Source organism: Dehalogenimonas sp. 4OHTPN (genome assembly GCF_040448695.1).
Classification (GTDB): Bacteria; Chloroflexota; Dehalococcoidia; order Dehalococcoidales; family Dehalococcoidaceae; genus Dehalogenimonas.
This window is the reverse complement of the sequence record NZ_CP159307.1, coordinates 67,010-83,099: the sequence shown is the minus strand read 5'-3', so window position 1 is coordinate 83,099 and position 16,090 is coordinate 67,010. Positions and strand designations below refer to the sequence as shown.

The window sequence follows — 16,090 nt, the reverse complement described above, 5'->3', positions numbered from 1 at the left end:
CACCCTTTGAGGGATCGCCAGTCGCAGGTGACAATAAATCCATGGCAAAAAAATGAAAACCACCGTTGACGGTCACCGGATAGAGCTGACTAATCTTGAAAAAGAGTTGTTCCCTGGGATCAAAAAAGGGGAGTTGATCCGCTACTACTTAAAAATCGCTCCGGTCATGCTGCCCCACATCAAGGACCGCCCGCTGTCATTTCAGCGTTTTCCCGACGGCATCAATGCCGAAGGTTTTTACCAAAAACAGGCACCTGCATCTTACCCGGACTGGATAAAACGGATTCCGCTCGGTGTCAAGGATATTGTCGACTATGCCTCCGCGAACTCTGCGGCGGACCTGGTCTATTTCGCGCAGCAGGCTGTGATTGTCATCCATACTTCACTGGCCCGCGCCGATAAACCACGTAATCCCGATTTGCTGGTTTTTGATCTGGATCCCCCAGTGGAAGATTTTGAGCTGGTAAAGAAAACGGCGTTTCAAATGAGGGCGCTGCTAGGGGAGCTTGGCCTGAAATGTTTCATTAAACTCACCGGCAGCCGCGGGGTGCACCTCGCTGTACCTTTGGACCGGAGCGCTGACTTCGGGCTGGTTGACAGCTTCGCTGACAGCGTAGCCGCGTTCTACCAGCGGAAACACCCGGATGAAACCACAGTTGAGATATCCAAAGCTAAAAGAGGAAACCGTATTTTTATAGATACCAACCGCAATCATTTCGCTCAAACCGCGGTGGCACCCTATTCCGTACGTGCCAAGGAAGGCGCCTCGGTTGCGGTGCCGATTACCTGGGAGGAATTATCCAGCCCCAATCTCAAACCAGCACAATTCAATATGGTTACTGTTTTCGACCTTTTAGCAAACCGCCCGGATCCCTGGGCTGATATTTATAAAGAAGGCTTACCGTTGACCATGGCCGAAGGTTTATTGCGGAGGCTGGAAAGTTCGGACAAGAGCTGACGAGAAATCCGGATCAGGTATCGAACAGAGGTTGTGGGAATTGGTGGCCGCGTCCGGCAGGTCTATGCTCCCGGGCTAATTTTTTCCGCAGGTTTAAGATGGCCAGCCACCGCTTGCCGAAGCTGGTCGGCGGTGAAAGGTTTGGTGACGTACCCGTCGGCCCCGAGATTGTTGGCAAACCGCCGATTAAGGTCATGGTCAATGATAGTCAGTACAAGCACCGGGATCTGTGAGGTGGCTGGGTCAGCCTTAATCTGACTGCAGGCGGTCAAGCCATCCATCCCAGGCATCAGGATATCCATGATCACCAGATCCGGCCTGGATTCCCGGACGACTCTTAGCGCTTCCTCGCCGGAAGAGGCTTGGAGTACGAGATACTCCGAAAGCATGCTTTTTACCAGATTGCGGATCTGTGGCTGGTCGTCAGCAATAAGAATTTTTATAGGCATATTAGGAAGAGTATAGACTTAGATGACTATAATGGCAAGGATTATTTCGGGATATTAGAGCCGGAGGCGGCCGCGGTTCACCAGACCAGCGGCGATGCCGGTTATCAAACCGCCGAGATGAGATTCCCAAGCCACGTTGGCCGCGAGTGAAATCAACAGTCCCCCTCCGATAACTGCCACCCAGAGGGGTAAGGGGATGGGTATCGGAAAAATGATTACCTTTGTCATCGGCCGCAACACTGCCAGCGCGCCGCCCAGGGCGAAAATTGCCCCGGAAGCGCCGACGGCCAAGCCATTCGACGGTCCGAGGAGCCAAAAAAACAGGCTGCCGACGATGCCACCGATGAAATAAACAGCTAGCATTTGCCGTTCTCCGACAATCTGGGTTAGGTAGCTGCCGAAAAAGTACAGTGCCAGCATATTGAACAGCAGGTGGGAAAGCCCGGCATGGACGAACATACTGGTGATTGCAGTCCATGGCTCGGATAAGAAGGTAGCCGGGCTGATGGCTAGACGAATTAGGAGGGCGTCAGAACCGGTCGTCAATAAGAAAAATACGACATTCAAGCCGATAAGGACAAGCAGGGGGTCCTGGTAGAACGGCCTTTGGTATCGGCGGTACATGGGGCAATGATACGTGTTTTGGAGCCTTATTAGCAAGTTCACGGGAGAGTAGTTGTTGCCTTTGAGCAGAATTCGTATACTGATTATATGTCTACAATCATCGTCATCGAGGACGACCGGACCCTCGCCGAATTGGTGAAATACAACCTGAGCCGGGAGGGGTTTGCTGTTTTCACCGCCGCCGACGGCGTTGCCGGACTGGAGTTAATCCGCCGCGAAAAGCCCGACGCCGTGATTATGGACGTTATGTTGCCGGGCATGGACGGCTTCGAACTGACCCGACTGTTGCGGCGGGAGTTTTCGACTCCGGTTCTGATGCTGACTGCCCGCAGCGAAGAGATTGACAAGGTTCTTGGACTGGAATTGGGCGCCGACGACTATCTCACCAAGCCATTCTCTATGCGTGAACTTTTAGCCCGGGTCAAGGCGATGCTGCGTCGTGGCGAACTGGCCCGCCTCGATGCGGTATCGCAGCGGGAAGGTTCGGTGCTCAAGGCGGGCGACGTCGAAGTTGACCAGGCGCGCCATCGGTTATCTGTCGGCGGCCAAGCGGTTGACGTCACTCCCCGGGAGTTCGACCTTTTGAGTTTCTTCATGACCAACCGCGGGCTGGCCTTCTCCCGCGACACTTTGCTTGACCGCGTCTGGGGTTCAGATTATCCCGGCGACTCCCGTACAGTAGATGTCCATGTACGCTGGCTGCGGCAAAAAATCGAAGTTGAACCGTCCCGGCCGAAGCACCTGGTGACTGTGCGCGGTCTGGGCTACAAATTCGAGGGCTGATGACAGACCAATCCGTCCGCCGCCTGATCATTTCCACCGTGCTCACCCTGGCTGCTGTCTTTCTGGTGGTTGGCGCAGTGCGAGGTTACGACTTGACGCTGCTCATTGCCGGTACCGTTGCGGCACTGGCGGTGTCGGTGGTTATTTACCTCCAGGTGCCCTCAATGAGCGACGACGAGATTGAACTTGAGGTGGCTATGAAGAAGCTGGGTGGCGGGGAATCGCCGGACAAGGTGCGCCTGGTAGCTATAGGCGAACTGGCTGATGTCAAGCACGCCTTTAACGAGATGGCCAAGCGCGTCGGCGACCGGATGCGGCAGGCCACTGCCGAGCTCTCCCACCTGGAGCTGATGCTTCAAAGCGTAGCCGATGCCATCATTATGGTTGACCGACACGGAGAGATCGTCCACCTAAACCAGGCAGCCGAGAGGATGTTCCACCTCAAAGACAAGGCCATCGGACACACCTTCATTGAGGCGGTACGTGATCACGAATTCGACTCTCTGCTTAAAAGATGCCTCTCGAGCGGCAGCCAACAGGAGGGCGCCGTTGAAGTTCGGCCAAGCCGCCGTGTTTACGGCGTGACCGTGTCTCCGCTGCCTGGCGAGCCCGGGGCGGTTATGGTCATCCGCGATCTGACCGAGATCAAACGCCTGGAACGGGTGCGCCGTGACTTCGTGGCTAACATCTCGCACGAGCTGCGTACCCCGCTGGCATCTTTGAAATTGCTAGCCGAAACCTTGAAAGCCGGCGCCTGCGACGACCCGGCGGTGGCCGCTGACTTCCTCGGCCGCATCGAGGTGGAGACCGATAAATTGACCCAGATGGTACGCGAACTGGGCGAACTTTCACGCATCGAAAGCGGCGAGGCGGCGCTGCAAAAAAAATCACTGGACATTGGCCCATTCATCGAGCGGGTCGTCGAGCGGCTGCGGCCTCAGGCCGACCGGGCGAAATTAGCCCTGGTTGTTGAGGCGGCACCGAACCTCAAATCGGTACCTGCCGACGCAGACCGTATTGAGCAGGTGCTGGTCAATCTGATACACAACGCTATAAAGTTCACCCCGCCTGATGGAAAAATCGTCGTGACCGCCGCGGCGACATCCAAAGGCGTAGAGATTTCTGTCAAAGACACCGGCGTCGGCATTTCGCCTGACGACCTGCCGCGCATCTTCGAGCGTTTCTACAAAGCGGACAAGGCCCGTTCCGGCGGTGGTACCGGCCTAGGTCTGGCCATCGCCAAGCACATCGTCCAGGCCCACGGCGGCGACCTCCGCGCCGAAAGCGCCCCAAGCAAGGGAGCAAAGTTCACTTTCACCCTGCCCGGATAGTTTCGCAGTCTATCCGGCAACAGCTGGTTACCCGGCTTTCAATTCGCATCCGGCTTTGTTAATCACTCGTTCTGCCCGCAGCCTCCAGCGGTTTCAAGACCGTGCTGGGATCATGTCTAATCATATCGGGGATTAGCCGGCACATTCTCCTGCCATTTAGGGGGAACTTCACGCGCTGCCGCTTCTCAAAATCTTTAACAAATCTTTAATCCTTTCTTAAAGGCGCTTTAAAGTGCCGGAGTTATACTGTGACCATATGATGATAAGTAATGATAAAAACGACGAGGTGAATATGGCACCTAACATCACCCTGGCACTTATCGCCCACGATAACAAGAAAGAAGAGATGCTGTCCCTGGTCAAGGATCACAGGGAAGAGCTGTCAAAGCTGTCGCTGGTGGCCACCCGCTCCACTGGCCTCTTGATTCAGGCCCGCACTGATCTGGCTGTCACCCTGATGCAGTCCGGCCCAATGGGCGGCGACCAGCAAATCGGCTCCCTAGTGGCTTCCGGCGTGGTCAGGGCGGTCATCTTCCTGCGCGATCCCTTAACCGTCCAGCCCCACGAACCCGACGTCACCGCACTGCTGCGGGTTTGCGACGTTCACAATGTGCCGCTGGCAACTAACCTGACCACCGCCGAGGCGGTACTGCATCTTATCTTCGATCACCCGGAAATTATCAGCGAACTGTCAATCCGGTCGCGTTTCTTAACCGGGGTCGTCTCGGCCCTGTAAACATAGAAAAGAAGAGGAGAAAAAATTGAAAACAACTGGTTTCAAGAAATGTATAGTCTTGTCCCTGACTCTCATCCTTGCCCTGACCGTCGGCCTGACCGGCTGCGGTGGTGACAGCGGCGGCGGTCAGACGACCGCCCCGGGCGACACTTTGTCCGGCACCCTGGATATTATCGGCTCCAACACCGTCACCCCGGTCAGTACCCGCTGGGCTGAGGAGTTTATGAAGCTCCACAAAAACGTCAACATCACCGTGGCCGGTCCCGGCTCTTCCGCCGGCATCGCCGCCCTGATCAATAAGACTACCACTTTCGCCCAGTCATCCCGGCCGATCAAGCAGTCCGAGATCGACCAGGCCAAAGCTAATGGCGTAACCGTGGTGGAGACCAAGGTAGCTCTCGACGCCCTGTCCATTGTTGTCCATCCATCAAATCCGGTCAGTACCCTCACCATCGAACAGCTTTCCGACATATATACCGGCAAGGTTACAAACTGGAACCAGGTTGGCGGCAACAACGCCCCCATCGTTATCCTGTCCCGTGACACCAACTCCGGCACCTACGCCTACTTCCTGGAAGAGGTCGTTCAGAAACTGATCGCCGGTAAGCAGGACAAGACCCTGCAGTTTTCCACCAGAGCACAGCTGCTGCCCTCCACTGAGGTCGGTATCACCCAGGTAGCCCAGAACGCCAACGCCATCTTCTACTCCGGCCTGGGGTACGTTACCAGCGCCGTCAAGACGCTGACCATCAAAAAGACCGCTGAGTCCCCCGCCGTAGCCCCGACGCTGGTTACTGCCAAAGACGGCAGCTACCCGATCTCCCGATACCTGTACTACTACACCGCTGGTGAACCCACTGGTCTGACCAAAGCCTTCATAGACTACGCCTTGTCGGCAGCCGGCCAGAAGATCGTTGAAGAAGAAGGTTTCGTCGCCCTGAAGTAGGACATCTTTCGATCGTTGCGGGCTGCCGCCGTTAGAGCGGCAGCCCGCACATCGCCGGTGAAAAGCGCCGGCGCCGGGTGTTATAATTGGCCGGTTCAAAATTCGAATTTTCCGAGGGCGAGTGGACCACTACAAACTGATTCTGCCGGAACACCTGAACCACGACGGCTTTCTTTTCGGCGGCAACATGCTGAAATGGATAGACGAGTTTGCTTATATCACCGCTAACCAGGAGTTTCCGGGCAACCGCCTCGTCACCATCGCTTTGGACAACGTAGCCTTTCACCACCCGGTGGCCGGCGGCGAGATCATCCGATTCGACGTCGAACGCGCCGGCCTTGGCAACACCTCGGTGCAGTATAAGGTTCAAGTTTTCGGCACCCGGCGGCATGCCTGCCCGGAAACCATTCTCTTTGAGACCCGAATCACTTTCGTCAGCGTCGACCGCGACGGTAAAAAACAACCTATCACCCAACCGGCGGCCGATTGTTCAACTTCAACAGCGGGTATCGTCTAGCGTGGTTAATTCCCAGGTAGGCCGGGTTATCGGCACCACTGCGAGTTTGCGTAAACGCCGTCGCCCGTTGGAGCAGGTGATCGAACTGGCCATCCGCTTCACCGGTCTACTGGCCATCGTTGTGCTTGTGGGTGTCTTTGCTATCCTGCTGCAGCAGGGTCTGCCGGCTTTGTTCCAGACCTCACCCTGGGAATTCCTCACGGGGGACCGCTGGTTGCCGTTCTCCGAACCGCCAGTGTTAGGTATCCGTCAGTTCTTCGTAGCCACCCTATGGGTCACTGGGGTATCCACCCTTCTTGCCGTGCCTGTGGGCGTCGGCTGCGCCGTTTACCTGGCCGAAGTGGCGCCACGCCGAGTCTCGGATACGGTCAAGCCGCTGGTCGAACTCCTTTCCGGCTTCCCGTCGGTGGTCATGGGTTTCATCGGCTTGCTGCTTCTTTCGCCCTGGGTGCAGAACACCCTCGGCCTCAACACCGGGCTGACCGGTTTCACTGCCGGCATCATGCTGGCCATGATGAGCCTGCCGGTCATTGTCTCGGTTTCGGAAGACGCCTTGCGGGCGGTGCCAGACGAGTACCGGCAGGCGTCATATGGGCTGGGAGCTACCAAGTGGGAGACTATCTGGCACGTGTGCCTCCCCTCGGCCCTGTCCGGCGTCTCGGCGGCTATCATGCTCGGCGTTGGCCGGGCTATCGGTGAAACGATGACGGTGCTGATGGTGGCCGGCGGCGCGCTGGCGGTGCCGAATAATCCCTTCACACCGATGATGCCGATGACTGCGGCCGTGGCTTCGGGCATCGGCAATGCGGTGGTCGGCGGTCCGGTATACAAAGCCCTGTTCGCTATAGGTCTGGTCCTGTTCATGCTGACCCTTTTGGTCAATTTCATCGCCGCCCGAGTCCTGGACGCCCAAAAGCGCAAGTTCGCCAGAAATTAAAGTAATGACAATAACACGATGACGATGTCAAACCTGAGATCGAGGCAGCTGACCCAGAAAGCCGCCATGAGTCTGTTGTTTACGGCCATGCTGGTCGTCGTTATTCCGATCATCCTGATCCTTATCTACATGGTTACTTCCGGCTACAGCGTTATCTCATGGGACTTCATCAGCCAGGGTCCGTCACAGGCAGGCAGAGCCGGCGGTATTCTGCCGGCCATCATCGGTACCGCCTACCTCATGCTGGGCACCATCCTTATAGCCCTGCCCATCGGCGTTATGGCCGGCATCTACCTGGCTGAATACGCCCGGGACAACTGGCTGACCCGGCTTATCAACCTGGCTATTATCAATCTGGCCGGCGTTCCTAGCATTGTGTTCGGCCTATTCGGCTTGGCGGTCTTCGTCCTGGCACTCGACATGGGACTTTCGCTTATCGCCGCTTCTTTAACCCTGGCTGCGCAGGCACTGGCCATGACCATTACAACCTCCAGAGAGGCCATCATCGCTGTACCAAAGGAATATCGGGACGGCTCTCTGGCCATTGGCGTTTCCAGGTGGCAAACTATCCGCCACGCTGTGCTGCCGGAGGCTTCTCCCGGCATTCTGACCGGCGCCATCCTGGCCATGAGCCGGGCCGCCGGCGAGACAGCGCCGATACTTGTCGTCGGCGCCGCCTTCCTGGTACCCAACCTGCCGACTTCGCCCTTTGACCGTTTCATGGCTTTGCCATACCACCTCTATACCGTATCGGCTCACGTCCCGGGTATGCCGCGGGAGGTGATGTGGGGGGTAGCGCTGGTGCTCGTGACGATGGTGCTGTTGTTCAACATAGTGGTCGCCGTAATACGCGTAAAGACCCGCAAGAGGTAATCATATGGACGTCAGACCTTCCATTACCGCCGAAAAAGAATCCATCGCCTGCGGTTGCGTCCCCGGAACCGGCAAGCTGCGAACCGAAAAGGTCAACCTTTATTATGGCCACTTCCGGGCGCTCAAGGACGTGACCCTGGACATCCCGGCCTGCGGTATAACCGCCATTATCGGGCCCTCCGGCTGCGGCAAGTCTTCGCTGCTGCGGCAGTTCAACCGTATGAACGATCTTATTCCGTCTGCCCGCACCGAGGGACTTGTGGAGTTCGACGGTGCGGACATTTTTCACAGGGATGTCGACGTGGTAGAACTCAGGAAGCGCATCGGCATGGTTTTCCAGAAGCCCAATCCTTTTCCCATGTCCATCTTCGACAATGTCGCCTACGGGCCGCGTCGCCACGGCATCCGTAAGAAGCATGTGCTGGAAGAGATCGTCGAGAAAAGTTTACGCCAGGCCGCTATCTGGGATGAGGTCAAAGATAAACTGGGCCAGTCTGGCCTGTCCATCTCCGGCGGCCAGCAGCAGCGCGTCTGCATCGCCCGGGTGCTGGCGGTGGAGCCAGAAGTCATCCTGATGGATGAGCCATGTTCGGCGCTGGACCCAATTGCCACTTTAAAGATTGAGGACTTGATGCGCACCCTGGCCTGTACCTATACTATCGTCATCGTAACCCACAATATGCAGCAGGCAGCCCGCGTCTCGGATATGACGGCCTTCATGATGGTCGACGACGATCGTTCGGGTACGCTCGTCGAATACGGACCGACCACCGACCTGTTCACCAACCCCCGCGACAAGCGTACCGAGGACTACATTACCGGCCGTTTCGGCTAAGAGAGGCAAATCGCTATGAGAGTCGATTACGAGCGCAACTTAAAACAACTCCAGGACAAGGTCCTGGTATTGGGCAGCATGGTGGAGAAAGCTATAGACCTATCGATGGAGGCGATGAGAAACCGCGACATCGAACTGGCCCGCAAGCTGGTAGCGGACGACGATTTTATCAATGTCAAACGCTACGAGATCGAAGAAGATTGCATCCACCTCATCGCTACCCAGGCGCCGATGGCCCGGGACCTGCGGATCATTGTAGCTGTCCTAAATATCATCATTGACCTGGAGCGTATCGGCGATCATGCCGCCGGCAATGCCAAGATTGCTATTATGCTGGGCGAGGAGCCGCCGCTTAAGCCGCTGATCGACTTGCCGCGGATGTCGGAAAAAACGGCTGACATGCTGCACCGAGCGCTGGACGCTTTCATTAAGCGGGACGCTGAAGCCGCGCGGGTGGTCACCAACGAGGATGACGAGGTCGACGCCCTTTACGACCAGATCTTCCGTGAGTTACTTTTCTTCATGGCTGAGGACCCCAAAACGGTCAGCCGGGCTACCCGGCTCATCTGGGCAGCCCATAACCTGGAGCGCTCCGCTGACCGGGTAACCAACATCTGTGAGCGGGTGGTGTTCGTGGTCACCGGCAAGCAGGAAGAGATTGCCGGCAAATATTAGTCATCCAGCATCCTAGTCGCCGCGGGGCGCCTGAAGATGAAAAAACTTTCGGTTGGTCGCTGTTGAACTAATTGGTACCGCTGTTTGGAATCAGGTGCCCAGAATTTCGAATGGAGAGGCGGGGTTGGTGAGAAGGGTGTTGTTTGTCTGCATCCACAACTCCGGGCGGTCCAAGATGGCCGAGGCTTTCTTCAACCGCTACGCTGGTGATCAGGCAATAGCCGAGTCTGCCGGCACTGAGCCGGGGCAATCAGTCAACCCGGCCGTCGTCGAAGCGATGAGGGAGCTGGGTTTCGACCTGTCACAGAGCCTGCCGCGGGCTCTAACCTTCGAGATGGCTCAGGGCGTCGAGAAAGTCATCACGATGGGCTGCATGGACGGCTGCCCGGTGGTGAATGCTCCGCATGAAGATTGGGCGCTGCCCGACCCCATGGGAAAAGACTTCACCGAGGTCAGGAAGATTCGCGACGAGATAAAGAAGCGGGTCATTCTCCTCTTAGAAGGTATGGGCACCAAACCGATTAGCCCGAGCAGTAAACCTGATATCAGTTGGGATCATTAAACGAGTTGCGGAATAAGCTGACAACGCGGTTGCGGATGATTGGATAAAACAGCCAGGCAGTGGCATGCCCGGTTGGCAGCCATAATTGTTCTGGACAACCCGCAGCTTCTCCGAATTCTCTGGCTGCTTCCTTCGGAAAATACTCGTCCCATAAAGCATTTACGAGTAAAGTAGGTTTGGTCTTAATAGCGGCAACGAAGGTATAGGGGTCGAAAAGGTACGCGGGATGAGACGGCAGCACACTCTCAAACCCCTGATTTGTAACTGTATCCACATATTTGAAATATTCAGCCTGTTCCTGCTTAAACACCCCTTCGGAAATATCCCACTTGCCGTATCGGCGGCTTGACCGGCTCCAGGCAAGTTTTCCTAGGTTCCCGGCCGACAGAAGAATAGCGCCAGCCTTCAGCCTTGAGTCAAGACCCAGCGCGATGGCGGCAACGTAGCCACCGAAACTGACACCGGAAATGCCTATGTGTTCAGGGTCCAGTTCCGGCCTGCTGGCAGCCCAATCTAAGGCCTGGCGGATGTTAATCACTGAGATTCGGTATAATTCAAACCACTCCTCCCGAGTCAGGTTGTAGAACCTCTTTTTAAATTCCGGATTGAGTCTTCGTGAATGGATTGGCAGATGCAGAACCAGTCCGGCGATTCCCGTCCGGGCCAGAGCTTTCGCAAGCAGGTGACACGGTATGGCGCTGGTGTCGCCAACTCCATGGGCTAGAATCACCAACGCCTGGTGTTGTTGAGCCGGGGGTAGGTAGCAGACGGCGGTAGCGGGGGAGACGGGCAGCGCTATGTCCGGGGGATTCTTGAAGCCGACAGCGAGCCGTCGTAAACCGTTTGCGGATGCGAGGGGTAAGGTGACAGCCCGCGAAACCGGGTATTCGTATGGATTACGAAAGCCACTCGTCATGGCAACCCCACGACCTGAAGAAATTGACCTATGAAAGATTAGGGGTGAGTCAGGACGATGATGATTTCCCCCGCACCCACTAAGCTGTGTTCGCTGGCCATCGTGTCATCGGGTCCCATGGCAAATAGAAATGGGTTGCTTCCATGTTGAAATGCTACGTCCCTAGAATCAAGTGTATTTATTTTACGTTTGAATTCGATGGTCGTCACACCGCCTGACTCGCTGCCCCTGATGTCATACAGGTCATCGGTTCCGCCGCTCGAAGCATCGCGGGGGTGACCGCCGGAATAACCTGGGCTGTAGGAATCAATCAGTGTCACCTGACCGCCCGTTACCGCGCCGATTATCAGGTCGGCTCCGCCTTTACTCAATGTCGGGGACAATGCGATGGCAATCCACCCTGTGGTTTTACCCTTGATGCCAATCGAGATGGTATCGTCCGTGTTAGTCCAGCTTATTCTGAAATTATCACCAGCCAGCAGCCTGGTATTAGCATAACTTCCAGATGGAAAATCCATTATGCCACCGGTGGGGGTTGTGGACGTCGGTGTTGGATTGGTAGTAGTTGGATTCGGAGAACCCCCTCCGCAGGCTGAGGCAAAAATGCCTAAGAGCAGCAACAGGGTGATAAACAAATAGCCTCTAGGCCTGATAAGTGACGAAAGATTCATTGAAAAACACCTTTGAGAAATTTATCACCCATCACACAAGCCAACTAAAGGTTAAACTTCGAGCGGGCATTCTAAAGTTGTATTTTAGCACTTTATGAATAAATTACAAGTTTCTAAACATTACCTCAGATAGGATAACTTCGTTCAAATCTGCAATTGAAGGTGTCCAAGGGGTTATTTTACTGCATGTTTAACAGACAGGCTTGGCCGCCATGTCAAAAGACATGACTTCCAAGTATGATACCCCGCCAACCGCTATTTTTTTACTCTCAGTAATCTCAAGGCGGGACTTGAATATCGGCCCGTCGAGGACAAAGGTGTGGTAGTAGATACGCTCCTGCTCTTTTGACCGCTCATAGCGCGCCTTGAGCTCATCTAGGATGGTATGGTCGAGCACTTTGCCCAGCAACTCCGGCAGGCGGTTGTCAGTGACGATGACCAGCGGTTTGAAGCCCAGGTCGATGAATTCCCTGATCATCGTTTCACGGTCCTGGTCCCACAGAGGCCGATAAGCCTTCATGCCAACAGGGCGAGTGAAATCCTCCACCCGATCCCAGTGGGCTTGAGCGAAAGGGTTGCCCCGAGAGACATCGCCGAATACGCCTCCGGTAATGCCCAAGGACTTGAGCTTTTCCAGCATCTCCATGTACTTCCGGTCGTAATCAACGAAGCGGACGTGCTGGGTGACATTTTCCGGTACTTCGAGCCACTGTTCGAAGAGCGGTATGCCGATTGCAGCCGCCTGTGCCTGCAACACTTGCACGGTGACGTAGTGCGGGAAAAGCCGGCCGGTGTTCCTGGTCAGCATCGAGGCCAGGTAACGGACATCCAGTCCAGCCTGAAGCGCTTTGTAACAGGCAAAGCAGGAGTCTTTGCCGCCGCTCCAGGAGACGAAGACCTTTTCACCGATGGTGGATGGTTCAGGCGAATGTGTCGTCAACTGCTCGACATCCCGATCAAGTTCGATACAAAGTGAATGAGGCATTATATCGCCTTTGCAGTGCTGCCGTCATCGCCCAGACCTGGCCTGCTGCCGAAATACGTGTCGACCAGTTCCAAGCCCAGTTCCCCGGTGCACTGCGGCTGCTCGTCTCGGCTGCCGTCGCGGTACACGGTGATGCCCTTGAGGCCGGACCGGTGGGCTAGCAGAAAAACGCGTGCGATGTCCTCGCGAGTTGCCGAATGGGAGAAGTTCACCGTCTTCGAGACCGCAGCGTCGACGTTTTGCTGAAAGGCTGCCTGGATTTTGACGTGCCACTCCGGGGCAATATCATGGGCGGTGACGAACACTTTCTTAATCGAATCGGGTACGTCCGCCTGCTCCAGGAGGTGGTTGCAGCGCACCAATCGCCGCGCCAGATCGGGCGTCCAAACACCAGCCCGCCGCGCCGCCGCTTCGAAGTGCGGGTTGATGTCCAGGAGTCTCTCGCCATCGAGCATATGGCGGACAAAGGCGACGGAAAACAACGGCTCGATGCCGCAGGAGCATCCGGCGATGATAGACAGGGTTCCGGTGGGCGCCACTGTAGTGCAAGCGGCGTTTCTGATCGGTCCGCCTCCGGGTACGTCATAGACAGAACCTTCGAAGGCGGGGAAAGAACCGCGTTCGAAGCCCAGCTTTCGTGACGCCCGATGCGCCCTCTCCTGGATAAAGCCCATGACTTCAGAGACGACCTTCACCGCCGTGCCGGAGTTGTATGGTACGCCCATTTGAAAGAGCATGTCGGCGAAACCCATTACCCCCAGTCCGATGCGGCGGGTAGTTTTTGTGGTTCGTTCGATGACATCCACCGGATAGGCCGAGGCGTCGATGACGTCATCTAGGAAGCGTACGCCGAGGTCCACCAGGCGGCTGAGTTTGTTATAATCCACAGCCGTGTCCCCATTGCTTTTCAGCATCCGCGCCAAGTTGATCGAGCCCAGCGGGCAAGACTCGTATGGCAGCATCGCCTGTTCGCCGCAGCCGGTGATCATGTCGATGCTCCCAAGGTGCGGTGTGGGGTTGTCGCGGTTGATGCGATCGAGGAAAATCAGACCGGGGTCGCCTGTATGCCACGCCTGGTCGACGATACGGTCAAAAACCTGCCTCGCATTCAGGAAGGTCACCGTTGCGCCGCTGCGCGGATTAACCAGAGGGTAGTCAGCCCCGGAATCAACCCTTGACATAAAGCTGTCCGTGACCGCCACCGAGATGTAGAAATTGGTCAATGCATCAGGGTCGCTTTTAGCCTTGATGAATTCGAGAATGTCCGGGTGATCCACGTTTAGGACCACTGAATTGCAGCCCCGCCTTACCCCGCCTTGCCTGATGTAGTCGGCGGCGGTGGCAATAACATCGATGAGCCCAACGGGCCCGGCGGCCACCCCGCGGCGTCCCCCGGCTCGATCCAGCCGCGGCCTTACCTGAGAGAAGTTGAAACCGGTACCACCGCCATTCTTGTGGATGATGGCGGTGTGTTTCACTGCCTCAAAAGTGGACTCCACCGAGTCCTCAACCGGCAGGACGAAACATGATGCAAGCTGCCCGTGTTCGGCTCCGGCGTTCAACAACGTCGGCGAGTTGGGCAGGAATTGCAGACAGGCCATTGCCTGGAAGAAGTCCTCGGCGATGGCTTCAACGTCGGCGACTGGGTCATAGGTCTTCTCGACGGCGGCGACGGCTCGGGCCACGCGCCGGAACATCTCATCAGGCGTCTCGGCGATCTCTCCGTTATCATCACGTCGCAGGTAGCGCTTTTCGAGGACGCGAGAGGCGTTTGGTGAGAGCTTAACCCTGACATCAGGTGTGGACTGGGCAGCCATCTCTATTTTTTTGCCTCGGACTGGGTTTCGGCCAGTTTCTTGGTCCGGATGTCCTCTACCTTGATCTCCGGCGCTTCGCTGGTGTTCTTATTGAACATCACCGGCAGGGTATTCTTGATCAGTTCCTTAACCGCTCCAAAGAACTGCGGCGGGTTCTTGATCATAGAGAGGAAAAAGCGCTTATTGTATCGCCACATGAAGCGCACCCGCCGCGGCCCGTATGTCCGGGCATATTCAGCGAAGGCTTCCGTCACCACTTCTGTCGGCACTTCGGACAGGTTGCCCCGGGTCGCCAGGTTAAAAGAGAAGTGCGGCCAGTCGGCCAGTTTCTCCGGAGGTTTGATCAGCCCTTTTTCGATACAATAGTAATAGATCGGCGTCCCTGGGTATGGCACGAAGCGCATATAGAAATAGGGTGTATCACCCATTTTATGCAACAGGTCGCGGGTCGCCTGGTAGTCCGCCAGCGTTTCCGTCGGCACCGCCTCCATTATGTAGATGCGCGGCATAATGCGGTGCCGCACAATGTTCCAGAAACTCTTTTGCATGACACCTAGATCGATATCTTTTTTCAGGAACTCCAGCAGCCTCTTGGAGCCGGTCTCCACCCCGATGCCGACACTAACACAGCCGGCCCGAGCCATCAGGTCCACGTCCTTCTCGGACAGGTCAGCCCGAGCCTCGCAGTCCCATTTGAGCTTGATCTTCTTTTCGATCACCAGCTCGCAGAAGCGGTGCAGTCTATTGCGGTTGAAGGTGAAATTATCTTCGAAGAAACGGATGAACTTAACTCCGTACTTCTGCTGCAGGTGCTCCACCTGGGCTATAATGCGTTCAGCGGAGAAATCGCCGCGGTAGCCGGAATGGAAGGCGGAATTGTAGCAGAAGGTACAGCGGAACGGGCAGCCGCGGGAGGTGTTCAGGGACACCTGCCAGTATTTGGGCACGTCGATAAGGTGCCAGGCCGGGTCGGGCAATTCATCCAGGTTCTTGAGTTCAGATGCCCGCTCATTCATTTTGAACTGGCCGTTTTCGCGATAGACCAGCCCGGCGATTTCCACCGGCCGCGGCGCACCTTTTTCGATATAATCGATTAGTTGCAGCAGTGCTGTCTCGCCGGCGCCGACGATGACGTAGTCGATATACTCTTCAGCCATCGTCTGCTCCGGGGTACAGGAGGGATGGACATTGCCCCAGACGATCCTGGCCTCGGGATAGAGAGTCTTGAACTCCTTCGACTGGAGGATAGCTTGGGTGATGTCCGGACCGGTCAGCACTGAGTAGCCGATAAGCTGGGGGTTGAAGTCTTTGAAATCAGTCGGCTTTTGGCGGTCGACAACGTTGTCGTAGACCTTGACCTCATGCCCGGCACGCTCCAGCACCGCCGCTAAAAATAAAAGCCCGTTCGGGAAAACGGCGTAGGTATTGAATCGGGGGTTGACCTCGGAGCCCGGATTAACCAGCAATACTCGCAT

At 56.2% G+C, this 16,090-nt stretch carries 18 protein-coding genes; 11 read left to right on the top strand and 7 right to left on the bottom strand.

Annotated features, from left to right (window positions below):
* The first annotated feature begins 52 nt into the window (after nucleotides 1-52).
* Complete coding sequence (gene ligD / locus ABV300_RS00405; protein WP_353714612.1) at nucleotides 53-958, top strand: non-homologous end-joining DNA ligase; 906 nt, start codon at nucleotides 53-55, stop codon at nucleotides 956-958.
* Nucleotides 959-1,020: 62 nt separating this feature from the next.
* Here the strand turns inward: ligD and ABV300_RS00400 are convergent, their stop codons facing one another.
* On the bottom strand, nucleotides 1,021-1,407 hold the full coding sequence (locus ABV300_RS00400) for a response regulator (protein ID WP_353714611.1): 387 nt from the start codon (nucleotides 1,405-1,407) through the stop codon (nucleotides 1,021-1,023).
* Between the two features lie 54 nt (nucleotides 1,408-1,461).
* Nucleotides 1,462-2,031, bottom strand: coding sequence for a rhomboid family intramembrane serine protease (locus ABV300_RS00395; RefSeq protein ID WP_353714610.1), 570 nt, complete (start codon nucleotides 2,029-2,031; stop codon nucleotides 1,462-1,464).
* Nucleotides 2,032-2,118: 87 nt separating this feature from the next.
* Between ABV300_RS00395 and ABV300_RS00390 the strand changes: the two genes are divergently transcribed.
* The 10 genes from ABV300_RS00390 (at nucleotide 2,119) to ABV300_RS00345 (ending at nucleotide 10,226) form a co-directional block, all read left to right on the top strand.
* A complete protein-coding gene (locus tag ABV300_RS00390; protein WP_353714609.1) occupies nucleotides 2,119-2,814 on the top strand; it encodes a response regulator transcription factor in 696 nt (231 codons plus the stop codon).
* Nucleotides 2,814-4,145, top strand: coding sequence for an ATP-binding protein (locus ABV300_RS00385; protein WP_353714608.1), 1,332 nt, complete (start codon nucleotides 2,814-2,816; stop codon nucleotides 4,143-4,145). Before ABV300_RS00390 ends, ABV300_RS00385 begins: the two co-directional genes overlap by 1 nt.
* Before the next feature lie 292 nt (nucleotides 4,146-4,437).
* Entirely contained in the window at nucleotides 4,438-4,881 is a 444-nt protein-coding gene (locus ABV300_RS00380; RefSeq protein ID WP_353714607.1) for a methylglyoxal synthase, read from the top strand.
* A gap of 25 nt (nucleotides 4,882-4,906) precedes the next feature.
* Complete coding sequence (locus ABV300_RS00375; protein WP_353714606.1) at nucleotides 4,907-5,827, top strand: PstS family phosphate ABC transporter substrate-binding protein; 921 nt, start codon at nucleotides 4,907-4,909, stop codon at nucleotides 5,825-5,827.
* Nucleotides 5,828-5,948: 121 nt separating this feature from the next.
* Nucleotides 5,949-6,344, top strand: coding sequence for an acyl-CoA thioesterase (locus tag ABV300_RS00370; RefSeq protein WP_353714605.1), 396 nt, complete (start codon nucleotides 5,949-5,951; stop codon nucleotides 6,342-6,344).
* 1 nt (nucleotide 6,345) lies between these two features.
* The gene (gene pstC, locus ABV300_RS00365; protein ID WP_353714604.1) at nucleotides 6,346-7,281 is read left to right on the top strand and encodes a phosphate ABC transporter permease subunit PstC; all 936 of its coding nucleotides are present in this window, start codon (nucleotides 6,346-6,348) and stop codon (nucleotides 7,279-7,281) included.
* 24 nt (nucleotides 7,282-7,305) lie between these two features.
* On the top strand, nucleotides 7,306-8,154 hold the full coding sequence (gene pstA, locus ABV300_RS00360; protein ID WP_353714603.1) for a phosphate ABC transporter permease PstA: 849 nt from the start codon (nucleotides 7,306-7,308) through the stop codon (nucleotides 8,152-8,154).
* A gap of 4 nt (nucleotides 8,155-8,158) precedes the next feature.
* A complete protein-coding gene (pstB, locus tag ABV300_RS00355) occupies nucleotides 8,159-8,989 on the top strand; it encodes a phosphate ABC transporter ATP-binding protein PstB (RefSeq protein ID WP_353714602.1) in 831 nt (276 codons plus the stop codon).
* 15 nt (nucleotides 8,990-9,004) lie between these two features.
* Nucleotides 9,005-9,664: a phosphate signaling complex protein PhoU gene (gene phoU, locus ABV300_RS00350; protein WP_353714601.1), complete on the top strand. Its 660-nt coding sequence runs from the start codon at nucleotides 9,005-9,007 to the stop codon at nucleotides 9,662-9,664.
* A gap of 127 nt (nucleotides 9,665-9,791) precedes the next feature.
* Entirely contained in the window at nucleotides 9,792-10,226 is a 435-nt protein-coding gene (locus ABV300_RS00345) for an arsenate reductase ArsC (protein WP_353714600.1), read from the top strand.
* Here the strand turns inward: ABV300_RS00345 and ABV300_RS00340 are convergent.
* From ABV300_RS00340 to ABV300_RS00320, 5 genes are all read right to left on the bottom strand, one after another.
* A complete protein-coding gene (locus ABV300_RS00340) occupies nucleotides 10,210-10,764 on the bottom strand; it encodes a prolyl oligopeptidase family serine peptidase (protein ID WP_353714599.1) in 555 nt (184 codons plus the stop codon). The two genes, ABV300_RS00345 and ABV300_RS00340, sit on opposite strands and share 17 nt — an antisense overlap.
* A 416-nt stretch (nucleotides 10,765-11,180) precedes the next feature.
* Complete coding sequence (locus ABV300_RS00335) at nucleotides 11,181-11,660, bottom strand: DOMON domain-containing protein (RefSeq protein WP_353714598.1); 480 nt, start codon at nucleotides 11,658-11,660, stop codon at nucleotides 11,181-11,183.
* 343 nt (nucleotides 11,661-12,003) lie between these two features.
* Nucleotides 12,004-12,798: a diphthine--ammonia ligase gene (locus tag ABV300_RS00330; protein WP_353714597.1), complete on the bottom strand. Its 795-nt coding sequence runs from the start codon at nucleotides 12,796-12,798 to the stop codon at nucleotides 12,004-12,006.
* Nucleotides 12,798-14,615 (bottom strand): adenosylcobalamin-dependent ribonucleoside-diphosphate reductase, encoded by a 1,818-nt coding sequence (locus ABV300_RS00325; RefSeq protein WP_353714596.1) that lies wholly within the window; start codon nucleotides 14,613-14,615, stop codon nucleotides 12,798-12,800. The genes ABV300_RS00330 and ABV300_RS00325 overlap by 1 nt, the downstream gene beginning before the upstream one ends.
* A gap of 2 nt (nucleotides 14,616-14,617) precedes the next feature.
* Nucleotides 14,618-16,090 carry a radical SAM protein gene (locus tag ABV300_RS00320; protein WP_353714595.1) on the bottom strand — a complete coding sequence of 491 codons (1,473 nt, stop codon included), beginning with the start codon at nucleotides 16,088-16,090 and terminating at the stop codon, nucleotides 14,618-14,620.